The sequence below is a fragment of the Bradyrhizobium iriomotense genome (genome assembly GCF_030160715.1).
Classification (GTDB): Bacteria; Pseudomonadota; Alphaproteobacteria; order Rhizobiales; family Xanthobacteraceae; genus Bradyrhizobium; species Bradyrhizobium iriomotense.
In genome coordinates this window covers 39,052-60,721 of sequence record NZ_BSOW01000037.1, presented here as the reverse complement: position 1 = coordinate 60,721, position 21,670 = coordinate 39,052, and the positions used below count along the sequence as shown (strand labels likewise).

19 protein-coding genes and 1 riboswitch are annotated in these 21,670 nt (G+C 64.5%); of the genes, 7 read left to right on the top strand and 12 right to left on the bottom strand.

Features of this window, described 5'->3' with window-relative positions:
- Positions 1 to 10 precede the first annotated feature (10 nt).
- Together purS and purC are read right to left on the bottom strand one after the other, a co-directional pair.
- Positions 11 to 250, bottom strand: coding sequence for a phosphoribosylformylglycinamidine synthase subunit PurS (gene purS / locus QQL28_RS37535; protein WP_014494125.1), 240 nt, complete (start codon positions 248 to 250; stop codon positions 11 to 13).
- A 14-nt stretch (positions 251 to 264) separates the two neighbouring features.
- Entirely contained in the window at positions 265 to 1,032 is a 768-nt protein-coding gene (purC, locus tag QQL28_RS37530) for a phosphoribosylaminoimidazolesuccinocarboxamide synthase (RefSeq protein WP_008974302.1), read from the bottom strand.
- Positions 1,033 to 1,347: 315 nt separating this feature from the next.
- Between purC and QQL28_RS37525 the strand changes: the two genes are divergently transcribed.
- Positions 1,348 to 1,671 (top strand): DUF1476 domain-containing protein, encoded by a 324-nt coding sequence (locus QQL28_RS37525; protein WP_284273814.1) that lies wholly within the window; start codon positions 1,348 to 1,350, stop codon positions 1,669 to 1,671.
- Positions 1,672 to 1,785: 114 nt separating this feature from the next.
- Here the strand turns inward: QQL28_RS37525 and cynS are convergent, their stop codons facing one another.
- The 7 genes from cynS to QQL28_RS37490 form a co-directional block, all read right to left on the bottom strand.
- The gene (gene cynS / locus QQL28_RS37520; RefSeq protein WP_284273813.1) at positions 1,786 to 2,274 is read right to left on the bottom strand and encodes a cyanase; all 489 of its coding nucleotides are present in this window, start codon (positions 2,272 to 2,274) and stop codon (positions 1,786 to 1,788) included.
- 71 nt (positions 2,275 to 2,345) lie between these two features.
- Positions 2,346 to 3,269 (bottom strand): ABC transporter ATP-binding protein, encoded by a 924-nt coding sequence (locus tag QQL28_RS37515; protein WP_284273812.1) that lies wholly within the window; start codon positions 3,267 to 3,269, stop codon positions 2,346 to 2,348.
- Positions 3,270 to 3,275: 6 nt separating this feature from the next.
- A complete protein-coding gene (gene ntrB, locus QQL28_RS37510; protein ID WP_284273811.1) occupies positions 3,276 to 4,115 on the bottom strand; it encodes a nitrate ABC transporter permease in 840 nt (279 codons plus the stop codon).
- 166 nt (positions 4,116 to 4,281) lie between these two features.
- Positions 4,282 to 5,664, bottom strand: a complete 1,383-nt coding sequence (locus QQL28_RS37505) for a CmpA/NrtA family ABC transporter substrate-binding protein (protein WP_284273810.1) — start codon at positions 5,662 to 5,664, stop codon at positions 4,282 to 4,284.
- Between the two features lie 120 nt (positions 5,665 to 5,784).
- Positions 5,785 to 6,663: a sulfurtransferase gene (locus tag QQL28_RS37500; RefSeq protein WP_284273809.1), complete on the bottom strand. Its 879-nt coding sequence runs from the start codon at positions 6,661 to 6,663 to the stop codon at positions 5,785 to 5,787.
- A gap of 51 nt (positions 6,664 to 6,714) precedes the next feature.
- The gene (locus QQL28_RS37495) at positions 6,715 to 7,827 is read right to left on the bottom strand and encodes an acyl-CoA dehydrogenase family protein (protein ID WP_284273807.1); all 1,113 of its coding nucleotides are present in this window, start codon (positions 7,825 to 7,827) and stop codon (positions 6,715 to 6,717) included.
- A gap of 37 nt (positions 7,828 to 7,864) precedes the next feature.
- Positions 7,865 to 8,407: an OsmC family protein gene (locus QQL28_RS37490; protein ID WP_284273805.1), complete on the bottom strand. Its 543-nt coding sequence runs from the start codon at positions 8,405 to 8,407 to the stop codon at positions 7,865 to 7,867.
- Between the two features lie 247 nt (positions 8,408 to 8,654).
- Between QQL28_RS37490 and QQL28_RS37485 the strand changes: the two genes are divergently transcribed.
- Positions 8,655 to 9,302 (top strand): TetR/AcrR family transcriptional regulator, encoded by a 648-nt coding sequence (locus QQL28_RS37485; RefSeq protein WP_284273803.1) that lies wholly within the window; start codon positions 8,655 to 8,657, stop codon positions 9,300 to 9,302.
- A 137-nt stretch (positions 9,303 to 9,439) separates the two neighbouring features.
- Here the strand turns inward: QQL28_RS37485 and QQL28_RS37480 are convergent, their stop codons facing one another.
- Positions 9,440 to 10,636: a TrmJ/YjtD family RNA methyltransferase gene (locus QQL28_RS37480; protein ID WP_284273801.1), complete on the bottom strand. Its 1,197-nt coding sequence runs from the start codon at positions 10,634 to 10,636 to the stop codon at positions 9,440 to 9,442.
- Between the two features lie 340 nt (positions 10,637 to 10,976).
- On the opposite strand from QQL28_RS37480, the gene QQL28_RS37475 reads away from it, so the two are divergent.
- Together QQL28_RS37475 and QQL28_RS37470 are read left to right on the top strand one after the other, a co-directional pair.
- The gene (locus tag QQL28_RS37475; RefSeq protein ID WP_284273800.1) at positions 10,977 to 12,191 is read left to right on the top strand and encodes an NADP-dependent isocitrate dehydrogenase; all 1,215 of its coding nucleotides are present in this window, start codon (positions 10,977 to 10,979) and stop codon (positions 12,189 to 12,191) included.
- A 101-nt stretch (positions 12,192 to 12,292) separates the two neighbouring features.
- Complete coding sequence (locus tag QQL28_RS37470; protein WP_284273799.1) at positions 12,293 to 12,799, top strand: DUF3455 domain-containing protein; 507 nt, start codon at positions 12,293 to 12,295, stop codon at positions 12,797 to 12,799.
- A gap of 23 nt (positions 12,800 to 12,822) precedes the next feature.
- On the opposite strand, the gene QQL28_RS37465 is transcribed toward QQL28_RS37470, so the two are convergent.
- Complete coding sequence (locus tag QQL28_RS37465) at positions 12,823 to 14,046, bottom strand: cyclic nucleotide-gated ion channel (RefSeq protein WP_284273798.1); 1,224 nt, start codon at positions 14,044 to 14,046, stop codon at positions 12,823 to 12,825.
- Between the two features lie 6 nt (positions 14,047 to 14,052).
- Positions 14,053 to 16,731: an alanine--tRNA ligase gene (alaS, locus tag QQL28_RS37460; RefSeq protein WP_284273795.1), complete on the bottom strand. Its 2,679-nt coding sequence runs from the start codon at positions 16,729 to 16,731 to the stop codon at positions 14,053 to 14,055.
- A 220-nt stretch (positions 16,732 to 16,951) separates the two neighbouring features.
- Positions 16,952 to 17,042: riboswitch (glycine riboswitch) on the top strand.
- Positions 17,043 to 17,185: 143 nt separating this feature from the next.
- Here alaS and gcvT point away from each other — a divergent pair.
- The 3 genes from gcvT to gcvP are packed head-to-tail and all read left to right on the top strand — an operon-like array spanning position 17,186 to position 21,595.
- Positions 17,186 to 18,334: a glycine cleavage system aminomethyltransferase GcvT gene (gene gcvT, locus QQL28_RS37455; protein ID WP_284273793.1), complete on the top strand. Its 1,149-nt coding sequence runs from the start codon at positions 17,186 to 17,188 to the stop codon at positions 18,332 to 18,334.
- A gap of 9 nt (positions 18,335 to 18,343) precedes the next feature.
- A complete protein-coding gene (gene gcvH / locus QQL28_RS37450) occupies positions 18,344 to 18,712 on the top strand; it encodes a glycine cleavage system protein GcvH (RefSeq protein WP_284273791.1) in 369 nt (122 codons plus the stop codon).
- 15 nt (positions 18,713 to 18,727) lie between these two features.
- Positions 18,728 to 21,595, top strand: a complete 2,868-nt coding sequence (gene gcvP, locus QQL28_RS37445; protein ID WP_284273789.1) for an aminomethyl-transferring glycine dehydrogenase — start codon at positions 18,728 to 18,730, stop codon at positions 21,593 to 21,595.
- Positions 21,596 to 21,670 lie beyond the last annotated feature (75 nt).

The window sequence follows — 21,670 nt, the reverse complement described above, 5'->3', positions numbered from 1 at the left end:
CGACGCGAGCTCAGACGATCTCGACGCGGTAGTTCTCGATGACAGTGTTGGCGAGCAGCTTGTCGGCGGCTTCCTTCAGCGCGGCCTCCGCCTTGGCCTTGTCCGCGCCGGCGAGCTCGATGTCGAACACCTTGCCCTGACGGACGCTGGCGACGCCGTCGACGCCGAGCGACTTCAGCGCGCCTTCGATGGCCTTGCCCTGCGGATCCAGAATGCCCGTCTTCAGGGTAACGGTGACACGTGCCTTCACGTCGATAATCCCTCTTAGCTCTTCACCAGCACCGGGCCCGAGCCCGCCGGACGCTCGTTCTCCATGAGGATGCCGAGGCGCTTTGCAACTTCGGTATAGGCCTCGAGCAGACCGCCGAGGTCCCTGCGGAAGCGGTCCTTGTCGAGCTTCTCGTTCGACTTGATGTCCCAGAGCCGGCAGGAGTCGGGCGAGATCTCGTCGGCGACGATGATGCGCATCATCTCGTTCTCGAACAGGCGGCCGCATTCCATCTTGAAGTCGACGAGGCGGATGCCGATGCCGAGGAAGAGGCCGGTGAGGAAGTCGTTGACGCGGATGGCAAGCGCCATGATGTCGTCGATCTCCTGCGGCGTCGCCCAGCCGAAAGCGGTGATGTGCTCTTCCGACACCATGGGGTCATTGAGCTGGTCGTTCTTGTAGTAGAATTCGATGATCGAGCGCGGGAGCTGCGTGCCCTCCTCGATGCCCAGCCGCTGCGATAGCGAGCCCGCGGCAACGTTCCGCACCACCACCTCCAGCGGCACGATCTCGACCTCGCGGATCAGCTGCTCGCGCATGTTGAGGCGGCGGATGAAATGGGTCGGCACCCCGATGTCGTTGAGGTGCTGAAACAGGTACTCCGAGATCCGGTTGTTGAGGACGCCCTTGCCCTCGATCACCTGGTGCTTCTTCGCATTGAACGCGGTGGCATCGTCCTTGAAGTGCTGGATCAGGGTGCCGGGCTCGGGACCTTCGTAAAGAACCTTTGCCTTGCCTTCATAAATACGACGCCGACGGCTCATGGGGATGTACCGTGTTTTGTTAAAATCCATGAATTTGGTGTGCTCCGGTTGACAAGGATTACGACCCACAGCGGAGCTGCCGTGAACGGCCCGGAACCCATAGAAACAGAACAGGAACCAAACCTTTAGGCAACCTATCCGATTGGCTGTCCCAGCACAATCGATCCGGCTCTTCCGGGACCAACTTATACCGTCTTGCCTGCGGCTTAACGGCTCGTTGTTCTGCCGATTCGTGCCCCTTATCTAGGCATGGCCCGGGGTCACCGCAACGCGGCGTCACGGCCGGATTCAGCCAGGAAATTGGGACGGAGAAGCATGACCACGTTCGACAAGCGCGAGGAAGGTTTCGAGAAGAAATTCGCCCTCGACGAGGCGCAGAAATTCAAGGCCGAGGCCCGCCGCAACCGGATGCTCGGCCTGTGGGCCGCCGAGAAGCTCGGCATCGCGGGCGATGCGGCCACGGCCTATGCCAAGGAGGTTGTCGCAGCCGATTTCGAGGAAGCCGGCGACGGTGACGTCCTGCGCAAGATTTTGGGCGATTTGACCGCCAAGGGCGTCGCGATCACCGAGCAGGCGATTCGCGCCAAAATGACCGAGTTCGCCGCGGTTGCCGCAGCCGAGGTGAAGGCCGGGAAATAACGCTTGTCGTGACCGCGCCCCGATTGCCGTCATTCCGGGGCGCGCCGAAGACGCGATCCCGGAATCTCGAGATTCCGGGTTCGATGCTGCGCATCGCCCCGGAATGACGGTTTGTCACTCCTCCTTGAAGCCGTAGTCCGGCACGTTGCCGCTGGCGCCGTAATATTTGTACGGCAGGAATTTGCCGCTCATGGTGATCTTGACGCGGTCGCCCTTGGGGTTGGCAACGCGCTCGATCGCCATGTCGAAGTCGATCGCCGACATGATGCCGTCGCCGAACTCCTCCTCGATCAGCGCCTTCCAGGCCGGGCCGTTGACCATCACCATCTCGTAGAAGCGGTAGATCAGCGGATCGGTCGGCGGCATCGGCGTGGCGGTGCCGCGCATCGGCACCTCGTTGAGCATCGCCGCCTCGGCCTTCGACAGCCCGAATAGCTCGCCGGCATTGGCGGCCTGCGGCTTGGTCAGCTTCATTTGCCCCATGATCGCGCCGACGATCAGCACCTCCGAATAGCCGCCGATCTTGTCGCAGATGTATTTCCAGCTCCAGCCCTTCTCGCGCTTGATGTCGAGCAGCTTTTCGGTGAGATCGGAACGCTTCATGTCAGGTCTCCTCTGCAAAAGCATGATCCGGAAAAGTGTGAACGGTTTTCCGAAAGACCATGCGTCAATAATCAGCCGGTCAAGCCGGGATTTGTTGGGGGTATTCGCGTCTGTCGTTGCTCGTCGCCGCTGGAGGCGATCGTCAATCCGGGCTTGCCGACATGCACGAGCGGCACCTTGCGCGGATCGTGATCGGGCTTCTCGGTCGCAAAACTCCTGCTGCGGCTGACCAGGAAATCGATGATGTGGTTGCGCAGCGCGTAGTAGAGCGGATGGCGATGCAGGTCCGAGCGGCCGCGGTCCTTGGGCAGTGGATTTTCGACGACCTCGGCAAGTACCGCGCCAGGGCCATTGGTCATCAGGAAGATCTTGTCGGCGAGGTAGATCGCTTCATCCACGTCATGCGTGATCATGAACGCGGTCTGCCCCGTCTCGAGGCAGATGCGCCGCACCTCGTCCTGGAGCGTGCCGCGCGTCAGCGCGTCCAGCGCCGAGAACGGCTCGTCCATCAGCATGATCTTCGGCGTGATCGACAACGCGCGGGCGATGCCGACGCGCTGCTTCATGCCGCCTGACAGTTCCGAGGGATGCTTGTGCTCCGAGCCGGTCAGGCCGACGAGGTCGATGAAGGTCTGCGCATGCGCCCTCACCCTGGCGCGCTCCCATTTGCGCCATTTCGAGCTTACGGCATAGGCGACGTTGCCGAGCACCGTGCGCCAGGGCAACAGCGCGTGGCTCTGGAAGATCACCGCGCGATCCAGGCTCGTGCCTTCGATCGCCTGCCCGTCGACGACCACCGCGCCCGCACTCGGCGTGTCGAGGCCGGCGAGGATGTTGAGCACCGTGGTCTTGCCGCAACCGGAGTGGCCGATCACGCAGGCGAACTCGCCGCGCGCCATCGACAGCCACAGATTCTCGAACACGGCCGTCGTGCCGCCGCCCGCGCCCGGATAGCGCTTAGCAATGCCCTCGATGGAGATGAATTTGTCGGTCACCACCGTTCACTCCGGAAACGTGACCATGCGCGTGAAGCGCGCGAGGATCTGGTCGAGCAGCATGCCGACGAGCCCGATCAGGAGGATCGCGATGATCACATTGGTGATCGAAAGATTGTTCCACTCGTTCCAGACGAAGTAGCCGATGCCGGTGCCGCCGACGAGCATTTCGGCCGCGACGATCACGAGCCAGGCGATGCCGATGGAAATCCGCATGCCCGTGAGGATCGTCGGCGCGGCGGCCGGCAGGATCACCGTGAAGGCGCGCCTGATGGTGCCAACCTCGAGGGTGCGTGCGACATTGATCCATTCCTTGCGCACGCTCGCGACGCCAAAGGCGGTGTTGAGCAGCATCGGCCAGACCGAGCAGATGAAGATCACGAAGATCGCCGAGATCGAGGAATCCTTGATGGTGTAGAGCGCCAGCGGCATCCAGGCGAGCGGCGAGATCGGCTTCAGCACCTGGATGAAAGGATCCAGCGCTTTGCTGAGCAGCGGCGACATGCCGATGAGGAAGCCGAGCGGGATAGCGACCAGCACGGCCAGCAGATAGCCGGTGCCGACACGCGCGATCGAATAACCGAGCTGGATGCCGAGACCCTTGTCGTTGGGCCCGTTGTCGTAGAACGGCCGCCTCAAATGCTCCCAGAGCTTTGCGCCGACATCGAGCGGACCGGGCATCGCAGACTTGCCCTGCGTTGCGGTCAAACCCATCAGCTTGGCGTATTCGGGATTCATCGCGGCGACCGTCGCGGTCGAGCGCGTGGCGAGATGCCAGATGCCGAGAAAGGCGGCTAGCAATGCGATAGAAAGGAGCCCTGCGCGAAGACGGAGGGATGAGGTCATCTTGCAAAACCTCTCCACACGTCGTCCCGGCGAAGGCCGGGACCCATACCGCGGAATCTATCGATCGCGATCGGTAGGAGTACCGAAATGCGAGTCTTCGCCAAACTTCTCCCTGGGGTTATGGGTCCCGGCCTTCGCCGGGACGACATTGGCGAAAGAAGCATCCTCACGACTGCTTCCTGATCTTGAAGCTCGCGACGTAATCGTCCGGCTTCTCCGGATCGAACGTCTTGCCCATCACCGCAAACGACTTGTACGCGCTCGAAGGCGGCGTCAGGCCCATCTCGGTCATCAGCTTCCTGGTATCGGTTGCCAGATACACCTGCTCGGCGACGGCCTTGTAGTCGACGTCACCCTTGATCTGGCCCCAGCGCTTCATCTGCGTCAGCATCCAAACCGCGAAGGACTGCCAGGGGAACGGATCGAAATCGACGCGTTTTTCGTCCGTCTTTACACCGCCGAGACCATCGGCATAGGTGCCGGTCAGCACTTGTTCCAGCACGGTAACAGGCGCATTGATGTAGTTGGCAGGCGCGATGGCTTCGGCGATCTGCTTGCGGTTCTCCGCCTTGGACGCATACGCGGTGGCATCGACGATGGCCCGCGTCAGTGCCGCAAAGCTGTTCGGCGCCGTCGTGATGAACTCGCGACTGGCGGCAAAGCTGCAGCAGGGATGGCCGTCCCAGATCTCCTTCGACAGGAGATGCATGAAGCCGACGCCATCATAGATCGCGCGCTGGCAGATGTTGTCGGGCGCGAGGAAGCCGTCGATGTTGTCGGCGCGGAGATTGGCGACCATTTCCGGCGGCGGCACCGAGCGCAACTGCACGTCGGTATCCGGATCGAGCCCGTTCTCCGCGAGGTAATAGCGCAAGAGGTAATTGTGCATGGAGTAGTCGAAGGGAATCGCGAACTTCAGGCCCTTCCAATCCTTCGGCTCGCGCTTGTCCTTGTGCTTCACCGCGAGCACGATGCCCTGCCCGTTGATGTTCTCGATCGCGGGCACGGTGAAGGGGATCGCGTTCGCGCCAAGTCCCAGCGAGATCGCGATCGGCATCGGCGCCAGCATGTGGGCGGCGTCGTATTCCTTGTTGATGGTCTTGTCGCGGATCACCGCCCAGCCGGCGGTCTTCACCACTTCGACATTGAGGCCGTGCTTGGCATAGAAGCCGAGCGGAGCCGCCATGATGATCGGCGTTGCGCAGGTGATCGGGATGAAGCCGACCTTGAGGTCCTTCTTCTCCGGCGCGCTCGCTCCGGCAAACACTTCGGTCGCGGTCTTGAGCGGAAAAAACTGCGACAGCGCAACAAGCGCCGTCGACGCACCGACCGATTTCAGGAAGGCCCGGCGCGCGGCGTCTTGAGGAAACATCGCGCGCATCACGGCGGATGCCACCACGCCCTCGTAACGCTTGTCCTCGCTCTCGGCCGGCTCGCAACGCAGCGCCAGCGCCGACTGCTCATGCTCCGCGGCGGAGCGATGCTGGCCACAGACGCAGGCTGCGCGAAGGCTGCGGTCGGCGTCGAAGGGATCGTCGAACGTGGACATGCTGCTGCGCCCCTTTGTCACGCCCGCGCGACGAACGTCGTTGGCCGCCGCGTCGGTCAAAATTCCATCGCCGCCCGGCTACGCGCCTTGCGCAGCCGGGCGGCGAGAAACATGCAGGTTCTATGCCGCCTTGCCTGTTACCTGGGCAGCGACCGGCAGGCCCTGCTCGATCGGCAGCGACGGATCGCGCGACCACTCGTTCCAGGAACCGAAATACATCCGCACGTCCTTCACCCCTGCGTTCTTCAGCGCCAGGAATGTGTTCGAGGCCCGCGCGCCCTTGAAGCAGTAGAGATAGACCGGCGTCGTCTGCGAGATGCCAACGGTGGCGCATTCCGCCAAAATCTCGTCCTTGGACTTGAAGCGCGGGCCCTCGGCGGTCGGCTTCATCATGCGGTACCATTCCAGCCACACCGCGCCGGGGATGCGGCCCTTGCGCGGGCAAAAATCCTTGCCATAGGGCGATGAGCTGTCGCCGATCCACTCGTCGACGTCGCGCACGTCGAGGATGGCGATGCCGGGCTTGCCGACCGCGCCGAGCATGGTCTTGGCATCGATCAGGATGTCGCCGGCCTCAGGCACGATCGCAAACGAGGCCTTGGCGGGCGCCGGCACGTCCTTCGTCACGGGGAAGCCAGCGGCCGCCCAGGCGTCGAAGCCGCCATGCAGCACCTTCACCTTGGGATAGCCGAGCATCGTGAGCAGGTAGTAGCCACGGCAGGACTGGCCGAAGCCCGAATTCATCGACTGCTCGTAGACCACGGCGGTTTCCTTGCCCGAGAGACCGGCAGCCCCGAACGCATCGGCGAATTTGGTCTTCAGCTCGTGGATGCCTTCCGGCGTCGATGTCGCGAGATAGGTGAAGATGTCGTGCACGTTCACGGCGTTGGGGAGATGCCCGGCGCCATAGGCGTCGGGGTTGCGGGTGTCGATGACGACACACGGCTCGGTCTTCAAGAGATCGGCAAGTTCGCTGGCAGAGATCAGAACGTCCGTCATTGGCGGCCTCTCCGTTGAGGTTGGTGGTGGTCTTGGGTGGACTCGTAAATCTCAGGCGTCGGCGAGCATCTTGCGCAGCTGCTTGGTGGCCGGCGTGACGATCGCGACGAAATAGGCCTCGCGCAGCCGTCGCTGCGCGCGGTGGCTTTTCAGGTAGCCGCGGGCGCCACAATGCAGCATCGCGGCGTGCGCAGCGGCGACGCTGACTTCGCCCGCGCGAAGCCGGAGTGCGATCACCTTGCGCCAATAGGTCTCGTCCGCATTGTAGGGATCGCGCGCCAGCGCCATGGTCTCGGCCTCGAGCTCCGCGGCAAGATCACGAAAATTCTCCGGCTGCTGCGGCAGATAGCGGTTGACGTGACCGAGCGGCGCGGCGACCTCGTCCATGATGTTGGTGCAGTCCCGGATCACGCCGAGCGCCATGCCGGCCTGAAGCAGGATGAAGCCGGCACGGATCTTATTCACGAAGGGCCCGGCAGGATCGGCGAGGATCAGATCGTCGGGCACGAAGGCGTCGCGGAACTGCACCCCATAAGTGCCGGTGCCGTCCATGGCGAGGAACGGCTTGCAGGGCGTCAGCGTGATTGCGGGGTCTGCGCAGTCGGCAAGGAACATCACGAGGCCAGGCTCGTCCTCGCGCTCGAAGATCGTGCCGAAGTAGTGATCGGGACCGAGATTGGAGACCCAGGGCAGCGCGCCGCGCACGATGTAGCCACCCTCGACCTTGCGGCCCTTCAGCTTCAGCTTCTCGATGCCGAAGAAGCTCTTCATCGGGTTGGAGAGCCCGGTGCCGCCAAGCAGCCGGCCGGTCGAAAACCCGTCGCCAAAACGTTTCGCGAGCCGCAGGTTGGTCGAGTTCGCTGCGTACCAGACCAGCGTGGTCTGGCACCACGCCATGAAGGCGGTGGCGCCGCAAACTTCGCCGATCGCCGCCATCGACTGGATGGCGCAGCGCAGATCGGCAGGTCCTTCCTGCGGGACGTGACTGCCCCAGGCGCCGACCTTGCCAAACTGGCGCAGCACCTCGGCCGGGTAGACCGAGCCGGCATCTATACCGGCCGCCAGCGGCGCGAGTGCCTCGCGCGCGATCCTGGCGACCTCGTCGACGAGCGAAGGCGCGGGCTGATCGACAGCTTCGACCCGCGATAAAGCCAGTGAACCCATGATCCTCTCCCGCACCTTTGCCCTGCTTGCCGTCAGCTCAGATGCCGACCTCGAGATTGACGGGACGGGTGAAGGTGTTGGCGACCGGCGACCATTTCTTCACATGCGCCACCAGCGCGCTGACCTCGTCCTGCGAGATGCCTTCGCACTCCATGTCGACCTTGACGCGCACATCGGTAAAGCCGACCGGCTTGTCCGAGGTGTCGCCGGTGCCCCAGACCGCGGTGATGTTGAGGTCGCCCTCGAGCTCGAGTTCGAGCTTGTTGACGATCCATCCGCGATGCACGGCGTTGGCGTGCAGGCCGACGGCGAGACAGGAGCCGAGCGCGGCGAGCGAGGCCTCGGACGGATTGGGCGCGGTGTCGTCGCCCAGAAGTCCCGGCGGCTCGTCGACGATGTAGGGCGGCAGGTTGCGGATGTAGTTGGCGTGGCGGAACTTGCCCTCCGCCACCGTCTTGCACTTCAAGGTCTTGATGATCTTCGGATTGGCCTTGCCGTTGGCGATCAGTTGCTCGAGGCCATTCTTGTCGATGGGCGCGAGGCAACCCGTCAGCACTGTCTTTTGAACGACGGCAGTCATCAGTTTTCTCCCTGGGAGGCGTGGAAACCGGCAGTGTACCGAACGGTCTGTTTTCTTGCACGGAGCGTGCCAGAGACGGCCAAAAACAAAACGCGAAGCATTGGAGCCGCTTAGCCGGCGCTGCCTGCGGATTGATCAGCCGCCTCCTGCTCAAAGGCGATGCAAATGAGCTTTCCCCTGCGAATCTTTTCGGCGCGGAACAGATGCGGCTTGCTGATGCGGCGCGGCTGCGGGTAAGTTTGGACTCATGGCAAAGACGTCATCGAAGAAGACTTCGCCCCACGCCGCCGCTGGCGAAGATGAATCCGCGCGCGGGCGCCTCCTGAGCGCCGCAACGCATCTGTTCTGCAAGAACGGCATCAATGCCACCGGCATCGACGCGATCATCGAGGAAGCCGGCACGGCGAAGACCACGCTCTACAAATTGTTCGGCTCCAAGACCAACCTCGTCAATGCAGTGCTGGAGAGCGAAGGCAAGCAGTGGCGCGAATGGTTCATCGGCGCCATGGAAGCGGGCGGCGGCGACGCGCAGGCGAAGCTGACGCGGATCTTTCCGGCGCTGAAGAGCTGGTTCGCGGAGGAGCGCTTCTACGGCTGCCCCTTCATCAACGCCGTCGGCGAGCACGACAAGGACGCCAAGCAATTCCGTAACATCGCGCTGAAGCACAAGAAGATCGTGCTCGGCCATATCGAGAAGCTCGCCGGCGAGCTCGGCTCGAGCGAGCCAGCCGTGCTCGCGCATCAGCTCGGGCTGTTGATCGACGGCGCAATCGTCGCCGCGATGATCTCGCGCGATCCGGGCGTGGCGGATACAGCGGCGCTCGCGGCGAGCCCGCTGCTCGGGATGCCGAAGGGGAAGAAGAAACGCGCGGCCGAACAGCTAGAAGCCGTGTGATCTTTGCAGGGTGGGCAAAGGCGCGGAGCGCCGTGCCCACCACTGTCTCAACCTCGTCGAGCGACTTGGTGGGCACGCGCTTCCGCCTTCGCTCTTCGAGCTACGGCGGACAAGTGGCTTTTCCTACCCTACGAAACCTATGCGCTTTGCGACATCATCGCCTGCAGCGCCGCAAGCTGCGGCTCGATATCCCGCTCCACATCCGCCGCCCGAATCTCCAGCACCCGATAATCCCGCGCCTCCAGCCACGCCCGCCGCGCCGCGCGATCGGCGACGATGGTCTCGCTCTCGCTCGGGTTGACCAGCTCGATCGCGAGCCGGTGCGGAAACGAGACGAAGTCGGGGATCTGCCGGCCGACCGGGGTCTGGCGCTTGAACTGGCCGGCGAAGCGGCGGTCGCAGGTCAGAGCCTGCCAGAGCAGGCGCTCGGCATCGGTCGGGTTGCGGCGAAGCAGGCGCGCGAGCCCGCGCACGGTGGAGCCGCTGTCGGGCGCCCCGCCCTGGCCGTGCTCGGCCAGCAGCGCGCGCAGCCGCGTCGCCTGCTCGCCGTCGAGCACCCCACCCTTGGCCGGGCCCTTGCGCCCTTCCGCGATCGCCATCACCACGCCGTGCAAGGTGTGCATGTCCTGCTTGGTCGGCTCCATCCGGGTGAAGATGTTGCGCAAATTGACCAGCATGGTGTCGCGTTTCTCGGCCGGGCGCAAAAATTCGACCCGGTCGAGCTCGCGCACGAGGTTGTCGAAAAAGGCCTGGATCTGGTGCTGCGAGGCGCGCTCGGAACGCTCGGGCATGCCATGCGGCAGCGCGCCGGATGTCGCCCGCTTGAACCATTCGTAGCCGACGAGCAGCACGGCCTGCGCGAGGTTCAGCGAGGCGAAGCCGGGATTAACCGGGAAGGTGATGACCCGGTTGGCGAGGGCGACCTCCTCATTGGTCAGCCCCCACCGCTCGCGGCCAAACAGGATGCCGGCCTTTCCGCCACTGGCGATATGGCCGGCGATCTCTTTCGTCGCCGCTTCCGGGCCGACCACCGGCTTGGCCTGATCATGGGCCCGGGCGGAGGTGGCGAACAACATGTCGAGGTCGGAGACCGCCTGCTCGACGGTATCGAACAGCTCAACCCGCTCCAGAATATGGTCGGCACCGGCTGCGGCGCGCTGGGCGGCGATGTTGGGCCAGCCGTCGCGCGGGTTGACGATGCGCAAGCGGCTCAGTGCGAAGTTGCCCATGGCGCGGGCCGTCATGCCGATGTTCTCGCCGAGCTGCGGCTCGACCAGGATCACGATGGGACCGTCGAGGGCGAGGCCCGCCTTGCTCTTGTCAGTCCCCGACATCTCGTTCTGCTTTCACGCTGGTTCTCAAGGCCTTGGAGAGGCCGCCTTAGGAATTGATTCAAGCCGGCGGCCGACCGGCCGCCTGGTTGCGCCCTCGTTTGCCTGTCCTGACAGAATTCTCAAGCGAAATAACGGGGTTAGATTCGGCTTTTGAATCTCGCCCGAAACTTGAGCGCCGCCGCTGGCCACAGCGCCGCCGCGGCTCCCCCATGTCGGGGATGCTGGATGGGCTAAAAGTGCATAATCCCTTGGCTTTCGCGCGCCGCTTCCGGATGCTAAGAGGCGGCGGATATTCCCGCTGGCGCCCCGAAAGCGCCGTTCCCAAGAGGCTTCCCCGATCATGGCAAAAATCAAGGTGTCCAACCCCGTCGTCGAACTCGATGGCGACGAGATGACCCGGATCATCTGGCAGTACATCAAGGACAAGCTGATCAACCCGTTCCTCGATGTCCAGCTCCTGTATTTCGACCTCGGGATGGAGTACCGCGACCAGACCAACGATCAGGTGACCATCGACGCCGCCGAAGCCATCAAGAAGGTCGGTGTTGGCGTGAAGTGCGCCACCATCACCCCGGACGAGGCCCGGGTGAAGGAATTCAACCTGAAGCAGATGTGGAAGTCGCCGAACGGCACCATCCGCAACATCCTCGGCGGCGTGATCTTCCGCGAGCCGATCATCTGCAAGAACGTGCCGCGCCTCGTGCCCGGCTGGACCAAGCCGATCATCATCGGCCGCCATGCCTATGGCGACCAGTACCGCGCCACCGACATCAAGTTCCCGGGCAAGGGCACGCTGTCGCTGAAGTTCGTCGGCGAGGACGGCACCGTGATCGAGAAGGAGGTCTTCAAGGCCCCCGGCGCCGGCGTCGCCATGGAGATGTACAATCTCGACGACTCCATCATCGACTTCGCCCGCGCCTCGTTCAACTACGGCCTGATGCGCAACTACCCGGTCTATCTCTCGACCAAGAACACGATTCTGAAGGTCTATGACGGCCGCTTCAAGGACATCTTCCAGGACATCTTCGACCGCGAATTCAAGAAAGAATTCGACGCCAAGGGCCTGACCTACGAGCACCGCCTGATCGACGACATGGTGGCATCGGCGCTGAAGTGGTCCGGCGGCTATGTCTGGGCCTGTAAGAACTACGACGGCGACGTGCAGTCCGACACGGTCGCGCAGGGCTACGGCTCGCTCGGCCTGATGACCTCGGTCCTGCTCACGCCCGACGGCAAGACGGTGGAAGCCGAAGCCGCCCACGGCACCGTGACCCGCCACTACCGCGAGCACCAGAAGGGCAAGGAGACCTCGACCAACTCGATCGCGTCGATCTTCGCCTGGACCCGTGGCCTCGCCCACCGCGCCAAGCTCGACAACAATCCGGAACTGGCGAAGTTTGCGGCCACGCTGGAGAAGGTCTGCGTCGACACCGTCGAGGACGGCTACATGACCAAGGATCTCGCGCTCCTCGTCGGCGCCGACCAGCGCTGGCTCTCCACCACCGGCTTCCTCGACAAGGTCGCCGAGAACCTGACGAAGGCGCTGGCGGCCTAAGTCGCCTGCGCATGATTTTCGCCTGATCGGGGTTAGACATCATTATGGGCCGCGCCCAAGCGCGGCCCATTCATTTTGACACCATTGCGCGGAGGCCACGCATGTCCATCATCAAGTTCGCCATCCCCTGCCTGCTACTCTCAGCCATGATCGGACCTGCCGCAGCGGCGGAGTCGGCGCTGCCCGAGGCCATCACCGCCCCCGGTGAGAGCGTCGTGCTCAGCGTCCACGCCGAGGGCGCGCAGGTCTATGAGTGCAAGGCGGGCACCGACGGTAAGCTCGCTTGGGCGTTCCGCGAGCCGATCGCGACGCTGCTCGCCGAGGGCAAGACCGTCGGCCGGCACTATGCAGGTCCCAATTGGGAGAATGCCGACGGCAGCGCCGTGGTCGGCAAGGCCATCGGCAACGCGCCGGGTGCTAGCGCAGGCGACATCCCCTGGCTGAAGCTCGAGGTCGCCTCGCGCCGCGGCAGCGGCGTTCTGACGCCCGTCACCACCGTCCAGCGCATCAACACACATGGCGGCAAGCTCGAGGGTGCTTGCGAGAAGGCCGGCGAGTTCAAAAGCGCGCCCTACTCCGCGGATTACATCTTCCTGCGCAAGAGCTAGCGCCCCGGGGCTGATCAGCCCGCTCAGCCACCATTTTCCTTCTCCGCCTGCGCGAGCTCGGCGACCGCAAGGTCGCCGGTCTCGCCGAGCCGGGCCTCTGCGGTCTGGCGGACATGGGCCGCGAGCGTCGGCATGCGCTCGATCAGCGCGTGAAAATCCTGGGCGTCCAGCAACAAGAGCCGCGTCTTGCGCGTGGCGGTGACCGTGCCGCTGCGCTTGGTCTTGTGGAGAAGCGCGATCTCGCCGAAAAAGGTGCCGTCGGCAAGCCGCACATGCTGGCTCGGCAGCTCGATCTCGACCTCGCCGGCGGTGATGAAATACATTGAGGAGGCGGCATCGCCCCGCCGCACCAAAATCTCGCCCTGCTCGATGGTGCGGGCGCGCAGCAGCCGCATGATATCGGCGATCTCCGATGCGGTCAGGTGCGAGAACAGCGGCACCCGCGCCAGCATCCCCCAGGTGACGACAAAATCGCGCCGCCTCACCTCCTCCGCAAAGGCCGAGGAGATGATCGCGACCGGCAACGCGATCATGGCAAAGCCGCTGATGATGGCAAAGACTGAGACGAACTTGCCGAGCGGCGTCACCGGAACGACGTCGCCATAGCCGACCGTGCCGAGCGTCACGATCGCCCACCACATCGCCTGCGGGATGGTGCCGAGCTTCTCCGGCTGCACCTCGCGCTCGATGGCATAGAGGAGCGAGGCGAAGGTGAGCACCACGCCGATCAGGATGACGATGCATCCGATCAACGCGCGCCGTTCGGCATGGATGGCGGCGAGCAGCGAGCGCATCGCCGGCGAATAGCGGATCAGCTTGAAGAACGGCAGCACGCCGAGCTCCGCCAACGTCGCGTGCCGCCCCGTGGCCAGCACAACAGCCGCGGGGAGGAACGCCATGAGATCGATGATGCCGAGCGCGGAGAAGACGTAGGAGAACCGATCGGCAAGCGCCGACGCCTTGCGCTGCGTATGGCCCGCGACCGTCCACAACCGCGCCGCATATTCCAGCGCGAACACGATCACGGCGAGAATGGCGACGCCTGTGAACAGCGCGTCGAATTGGACGTCCAGATCCGGCACAGAGGCGAGCGTCATCGCCACGACGTCGAGCACGATGACGCAGATGATGACCTGGATGAAGCGCGATCCGGCGGAATAGGCCAGCGGATCGTGCTCCAGGAGCTCGTAGAGGCGATCCCTCAGATTGGGATCGCGAAGGCCACGTCCTCGAGGAACGAGGCGCACGGCGATCTACGCGCCGATCATGGCTTTTTCGATCGCCGACAGTGCCGCCGCCGCATTGGCGCCGTCGGGCCCGCCGGCCTGCGCCATGTCGGGCCGGCCGCCGCCACCCTTGCCGCCGAGCGCTTCGGAGGCGACGCGAACCAAATTGACGGCGTTGAAGCGCGAGGTGAGGTCGGCGGTGACACCAACCACGACACCGGCCTTGCCGTCCTCGGTGACGCCGACGATGGCGACCACGCCGGAGCCGATCTGCTTCTTGCCGTCGTCGGCAAGGCTCTTGAGATCCTTCATCTCGATGCCCTCGACCGCGCGCGCCATCAGCTTGACGTCGCCGACCTCGCGCACGCCCGCGGCTGCGCCATTGCCGGACGATGCACCGCCGCCCATCGCGAGCTTCTTGCGGGCATCGGACAATTCGCGCTCGAGCTTCTTGCGCTCGTCCATCAGCGCGGTGATGCGCGCCGGCACGTCCTCGAGCGAGGTGCGCAGCTCGGCGGCCGCGGTCTTCGCCAGCGCCATGGTGTCGTTGGCGTGCTTGCGCGCGTGGCGTCCGGTCAGCGCCTCGATGCGGCGAACGCCGGAGGCGACCGCGCTCTCGCCCGTCAGCGTGATCAGGCCGATATCACCGGTGCGCTTGACGTGAGTGCCACCGCAGAGCTCGACCGACCAGCCGAGTGCATTGGCACCGTGCTCGCGCGCGGTCTTGCCCATCGAGACGACGCGGACCTCGTCGCCATATTTCTCGCCGAACAGCGCACGCGCGCCGGCTTCGCGCGCTTCATCCACGCCCATGATGCGGGTGGTGACCTCGTCATTCTCCAGCACCACGTCGTTGGCGATGTCCTCGACGCGGGCGAGCTCCTCCGGCGTGATCGGCTTGGGATGCACGAAGTCGAAGCGCAGGCGATCGGGCGCGACCAGCGAGCCGCGCTGGGCGATGTGATCGCCGAGCACCTGGCGCAGCGCCTCGTGGAGAAGATGCGTCGCCGAGTGATGGGCGCGGATCGAGGACCGCCGAGCGTGATCGACTTCGAGCTGCAACGCGGTGCCGACCTTCAGCTCGCCCTGTTCCACCGTGCCGATATGCACGAAGAGATCACCGAGCTTCTTTTGCGTGTCGGTGACGCGGAACTTGATTCCGCCCTCGCCGACCATCACGCCGGTATCGCCGACCTGGCCGCCGGACTCCGCATAAAACGGTGTCTGGTTCAGCACGATCGCACCTGACTCGCCGGCCTTGAGACCGTCGGTTTCCTTGCCGTCCTTCACCAGCGCGGACACCACGCCTTCGGCGCTCTCGGTCTCGTAGCCCAAAAATTCCGTGGCGCCGAGCATCTCGCGCAGCGGGAACCAGATCGCTTCGGAGGCAGCTTCGCCAGAACCCTTCCAGGACTCGCGCGCCTTGGCCTTCTGGCGCTCCATCGCGTCGGTGAACGACGCCTGGTCGACGCCGATGCCGCGCGACTTCAGCGCGTCCTGCGTCAAATCCAGCGGGAAGCCATATGTGTCATACAGCGTGAAAGCGACGTCGCCATCGAACATGTCGCCCTTCTTCAAGGACGCGCTTTTCTCGTCGAGGATGGCAAGGCCGCGCGCCAGCGTCTTGCGGAAGCGGGTCTCTTCCAGCCGCAGCGTTTCCTCGATCAGCCTTTCCGCGCGCACCAGCTCCGGATAGGCCTGGCCCATCTCGCGCACCAGCGCCCAGACCAGGCGATGCATCAGCGGCTCTTTCGCGCCCAGAAGCTGCGCATGGCGCATCGCGCGGCGCATGATCCGGCGCAGCACGTAGCCGCGGCCCTCGTTCGAGGGCAGCACGCCGTCGGAGACGAGGAAGGCCGCGGAGCGGAGGTGGTCGGCGATGACCCTGAACGAGGCGACGGTCTGCTCATTCGGTCCGCTGCCAAGCGCGGACGCGGTCGCATCGATCAGCTGACGGAAGAGATCGGTCTCGAACACGCTGTCGACACCCTGGAGAATGCAGGCCATGCGCTCCAGCCCCATGCCGGTGTCGATCGAGGGGCGCGGCAACGGCTGGCGCTCCTCCTTCGTCACCTGCTCGAACTGCATGAACACCAGATTCCAGAATTCGAGGAAGCGGTCGCCGTCCTCTTCCGGGCTGCCCGGAGGTCCACCCCAGATGTGCTCGCCGCGATCGATGAAGATCTCGGAGCACGGGCCGCACGGGCCGGTATCGCCCATCGCCCAGAAATTGTCCGAGGTCGGGATGCGGATGATGCGGTCCTCGGAGAAGCCCGCGATCTTCTTCCACAGGCCGGCCGCCTCGTCGTCGGTGTGATAGACGGTGACGAGCAGCTTGTCCTTCTTCAACCCGAAATCCCTGGTGATCAGATTCCAGGCGAGCTCGATCGCGCGCTCCTTGAAGTAGTCGCCGAACGAGAAGTTGCCGAGCATCTCGAAGAAGGTGAGATGGCGCGCGGTGTAGCCGACATTGTCGAGGTCGTTGTGCTTGCCGCCGGCGCGCACGCATTTCTGCGAGGTGGTGGCGCGCTGATAGGGGCGCTTCTCGACGCCGGTAAAGACGTTCTTGAACTGCACCATGCCGGCATTGGTGAACATCAACGTCGGGTCGTTGCGCGGCACCAATGGCGAGGACGGCACGATCTCGTGGCCGTTCTTGGCAAAGAAGTTCAGAAAGGTCGACCTGATCTCGTTGACGCCGCTCATGTTCATCCAATCGGGTGCAAGATCCGCCAGAATCCGCCCAAACCTGAAATTAAGGCTGATATCTGCGGGCGATAGCGCTTTTAGACAAGGTGGGCTGCCCTGTCCAGAAACTGTGCAGAGAGATCAGAGGGTTGCCGCAGGCGCGCAATCGGCCGTTGATAGAAGCTGCGGCCGCGTTGACAGCCTTGGCCGGCCTGTGTTCTGTACCTATCTGTATCGTACGGCCACGTCGGGAGAGACCGGCTTCAGGTAGCCGGCGCCGAAGGAGCAACCGCCCCGGAAACTCTCAGGCAAAAGGACCGCGTGGCTTTGACAGCATCTGGAAAGAGGCGCCGACGGGCATCGAGGCCCGGGTGGCACCCGCCGACGGGATAATACTCTCAGGCACAGCGACAGATGGGGCTTCGACTGGTTTTTCGGGGAATCCTCCCCGGGAACCGCGAGGGCCCCTGTGATGCTTGCGTGCGACGACAAAAACTCCCTCAGACGTACCCCCCTTTACGGGCTGCATGTGTCCCTCGGCGGCAAGATGGTGCCGTTCGCGGGCTATGAAATGCCCGTGCAGTACCCTGCGGGCGTCCTCAAAGAGCATCTGCATACCCGCAGCTCCGCTGGCCTGTTCGACGTGTCCCATATGGGCCAGATCGCGCTCCGGTCGAAGTCCGGCACGGTCGAGGACGCGGCAAGAGCACTGGAGCGCCTGGTGCCGCAGGACATCGTGGCGCTTGCGCCGGGGCGGCAGCGCTATGCCCAGTTCACCAATGCCGACGGCGGCATTCTCGACGACCTGATGGTCGCCAATTTCGGCAATCACCTGTTCCTGGTCGTCAATGCCGCCTGCAAGGCCGAGGACGAGGCGCATCTGCGCGCGCACCTCACCGAAGGCTGCATCATCGATTCGCTGACCGAGCGTGCGCTGATTGCTCTCCAAGGTCCGAAGGCCGAAGCCGTGCTGGCGAAACTTTGTGCAGAGGCGCCTTCCATGAAGTTCATGGACGCCGGCCCGCGCAAGGTCGATGGCATCGACTGCTTCGTGTCGCGCTCGGGCTATACCGGCGAGGACGGGTACGAGATCTCGGTTCCGGCCGCTGACGCCGAGCGCCTCGCCAAGGCGCTGCTCGCAAATTCCGAGGTGTTGCCGATCGGGCTTGGCGCCCGCGACAGCCTGCGGCTCGAGGCCGGGCTTTGCCTCTACGGCCACGACATCGATACTGCGACCACGCCGGTCGAGGCCGCGCTGGAATGGTCGGTGCAGAAGAGCCGCCGCACCGGTGGCGCCCGCGCCGGCGGTTTCCCCGGCGCCCAGAAAATCCTTGCCCATTTCGACCAGGGTGCGAGCCGCCGCCGCGTCGGCCTGCGCGCCGAGGGCCGCGCGCCGGTGCGCGAAGGCGCGCTGTTGTTTGCGGACGCGACGACGACCGAGGCGGTCGGCACCGTCACCTCGGGCGGTTTTGGCCCGAGCCTGAATGCGCCGGTGGCAATGGGCTATGTGCCCACCGCGCAGAGCGCGCTCGGCACGAAGCTGTTTGCCGAAGTGCGCGGCCAGCGGCTGCCGCTCACCGTCGCCGCCATGCCATTCGTGAAAAACACCTACAAACGCTGAGGATCGAGAATGACCACGACGCTGTACACCTCCGACCATGAATGGCTTGATATCGACGGCGATGTCGCAACCGTCGGCATCACCGATTACGCCCAGCAGCAGCTCGGCGACGTCGTGTTCGTCGAGCTGCCCAAGGTCGGCCGCGCGTTGAAGAAGACGGAAGCCGCGGCCGTGGTCGAGTCCGTGAAGGCGGCGTCCGACGTCTACGCGCCGATCTCGGGCGAGGTGCTCGAGGTCAACCAGGCGGTCGTCGATGAGCCGGCGCTGGTCAATTCGGATGCCGCAGGCAAGGCCTGGTTCTTCAAGATCAAGATTGCCGACAAGAGCGAGCTCGGCGGTCTCATGGATGAAGCCGCCTACAAGGCGCACACGGCTTAAGCGATGGAGCAAGCGATGACCGCGCACCGCAAATCCAACGGCGATACCGCCGCCTCTTTCGTACGCCGCCATATCGGCCCCTCCGCGCGCGATGTCGCGGCGATGCTGGAGACGGTCGGCGCCAAAAGCGTCGACGCGCTGATGGCGGAGACGCTGCCGGCTTCGATCAGGCAGGCAGCTCCCCTCGATCTCGGCAAGGCCTTGAGCGAGACGGAAGCCATCGCGCACATGGCTGAGCTCGCAGCCCAAAACCAGGTCTTCACCTCGCTGATCGGCCAAGGCTATTCCGGCACCATTCTGCCGGCGGTGATCCAGCGCAACATCCTGGAGAATCCCGCCTGGTACACGGCCTACACGCCCTACCAGCCCGAGATCAGCCAGGGCCGGCTGGAGGCGCTGTTCAACTTCCAGACCATGATCTGCGATCTCACCGGGCTCGATGTCGCCAACGCCTCGCTGCTCGATGAGGCGACGGCTGCGGCGGAGGCCATGGCGCTCGCGGAGCGGCACTCGCAGGTGAAGGCGCAAGCCTTCTTCGTGGACAAGGACGTGCATCCGCAGACCCTCGCGGTGATGCGCACCCGCGCGGAGCCCCTGGGCTGGAACCTGATCGTCGGCGATCCCCTCACCGATCTCGACAAGACAGACGTGCTGGGTGCGCTGCTGCAATATCCGGGCAGCTCGGGCGCGGTGCGCGACCTGCGGCCGGCAATTGCGACGCTGCGCGCCAAGGGCGCGCTTGCGATCGTTGCCGCCGATCTGCTGGCGCTGACGCTGCTCGCCTCGCCCGGCGAGCTCGGCGCAGATATCGCCATTGGCTCGGCGCAGCGCTTTGGCGTGCCGATGGGCTATGGCGGGCCGCACGCGGCCTACATGGCGGTTCGCGATGCGCTGAAGCGCTCGCTGCCCGGCCGCATCGTCGGCCTCTCCGTGGACTCGCGTGGTGCACCCGCCTATCGCCTGGCGCTGCAAACCCGCGAGCAGCATATCCGCCGCGAGAAGGCGACCTCCAACATCTGCACCGCGCAGGTGCTGCTTGCCGTGATCGCCTCGATGTATGCGGTCTATCACGGCCCCGAAGGCCTCTTGCAGATCGCACGCAATGTGCATCGCCGCACCGCCGTGCTGGCCGCGGGCCTGCGCAAGCTCGGCTTCGCGCCACGTTCCGAAAACTTCTTCGACACGATCAGCGTGGACGTTGGCGCGAAGCGCGACGAGATCGTCGCGCGTGCGGCGGCCGAAAAGATCAATCTCGGCCTCGGCAGCGACGGCCTGCGCATCGCGCTCGACGAGGCCACGACGCCGGCGACCATCGAGGCGGTCTGGCGCGCTTTCGGCAGTAAGCTCGCCTATGCCGAGATCGACGCGACCACGCGCGAGGCACTGCCCGAGGCGTTGAAGCGAGCGACGCCCTTCCTCACCCATCCGGTATTCCATGCGCATCGCTCGGAAACCGAGATGCTGCGCTATATGCGCAAGCTCAGCGACCGCGACCTCGCGCTCGACCGCGCCATGATCCCGCTCGGGTCGTGCACCATGAAGCTGAACGCGACCACCGAAATGATGCCGCTGACCTGGCCGGAGTTCGGCAACCTGCATCCGTTCGCGCCAAGCGAGCAGGCACGCGGCTATCACGCGCTGTTCGCGCGGCTTGAGAAGTGGCTGTGCGACATCACCGGCTATGATGCGATCTCGCTCCAGCCGAATTCGGGCGCGCAAGGCGAATATGCCGGCCTGCTCGCGATCCGGGACTATCACATCGCGCGCGGCGAAGGCGACCGCAAGGTGTGCCTCATCCCCTCGTCCGCCCACGGCACCAATCCGGCGTCCGCCGCGATGGTCGGCATGGAGGTGGTCGTCGTGGCCTGCGAGAAGAACGGCGACGTCGACGTCAATGATCTCCGCGCCAAGGCCGACAAGCACGCGAAAGATCTTGCCGCAGTCATGATCACCTATCCCTCCACGCATGGCGTGTTTGAGGAGCACATCCGCGAGATCTGCGACATCGTCCATGGCCATGGCGGCCAAGTCTATCTCGATGGCGCGAACCTGAACGCACAGGTCGGTCTGTCACGGCCCGGCGATTATGGTGCCGACGTCAGCCATCTCAATTTGCACAAGACCTTCTGCATCCCGCATGGCGGCGGCGGCCCGGGCATGGGCCCGATTGGCGTGAAGGCGCATCTTGCCCCATTCCTTCCCGGCCATCCCGCAACGAAGGCTGACACAGTGGTCGGCCCGGTCTCGGCCGCGCCGTTCGGCTCGGCCTCGATCCTGACTATCTCGTACATCTACATTTTGATGATGGGCGGCGAAGGTTTGAAGCGCGCGACCGAGATCGCGATCCTCAACGCCAACTATATCGCGGCTCGTCTGGATGCGCATTTCCCCGTGCTCTACAAGAACGCGAAGGGCCGCGTCGCGCACGAATGCATCATCGATCCGCGGCCGCTGAAGACGACGAGCGGCGTCACCGTCGACGACATCGCCAAGCGCCTGATCGATTACGGCTTCCACGCGCCGACCATGAGCTTCCCGGTGCCGGGCACGCTGATGATCGAGCCGACGGAGTCGGAATCGAAAGCTGAGCTCGATCGCTTCTGCGACGCCATGATCGCGATCCGGAAGGAAATCGCCGAGGTCGAGGCCGGCCGCTTCAAGATCGAAGCTTCGCCTTTGCGCCATGCGCCGCACACCGTGCACGACATCGCCGACGACAACTGGGCCCGCGCCTACAGCCGCACTGAGGGCTGCTTCCCCGACGGCGTCTCGCGCACCGACAAGTATTGGTGCCCGGTGGGACGCGTCGACAACGTCTACGGCGACCGCAACCTCGTGTGCTCCTGCCCGCCGGTGAGCGATTACGCGGAAGCCGCGGAGTAAAGCGCTAAGGCGCAACCAGCGAACGGCTTTGCGCATGCCAACGCCAGTCTCGTCGGGTGGGCAAAGGCGCGCAGC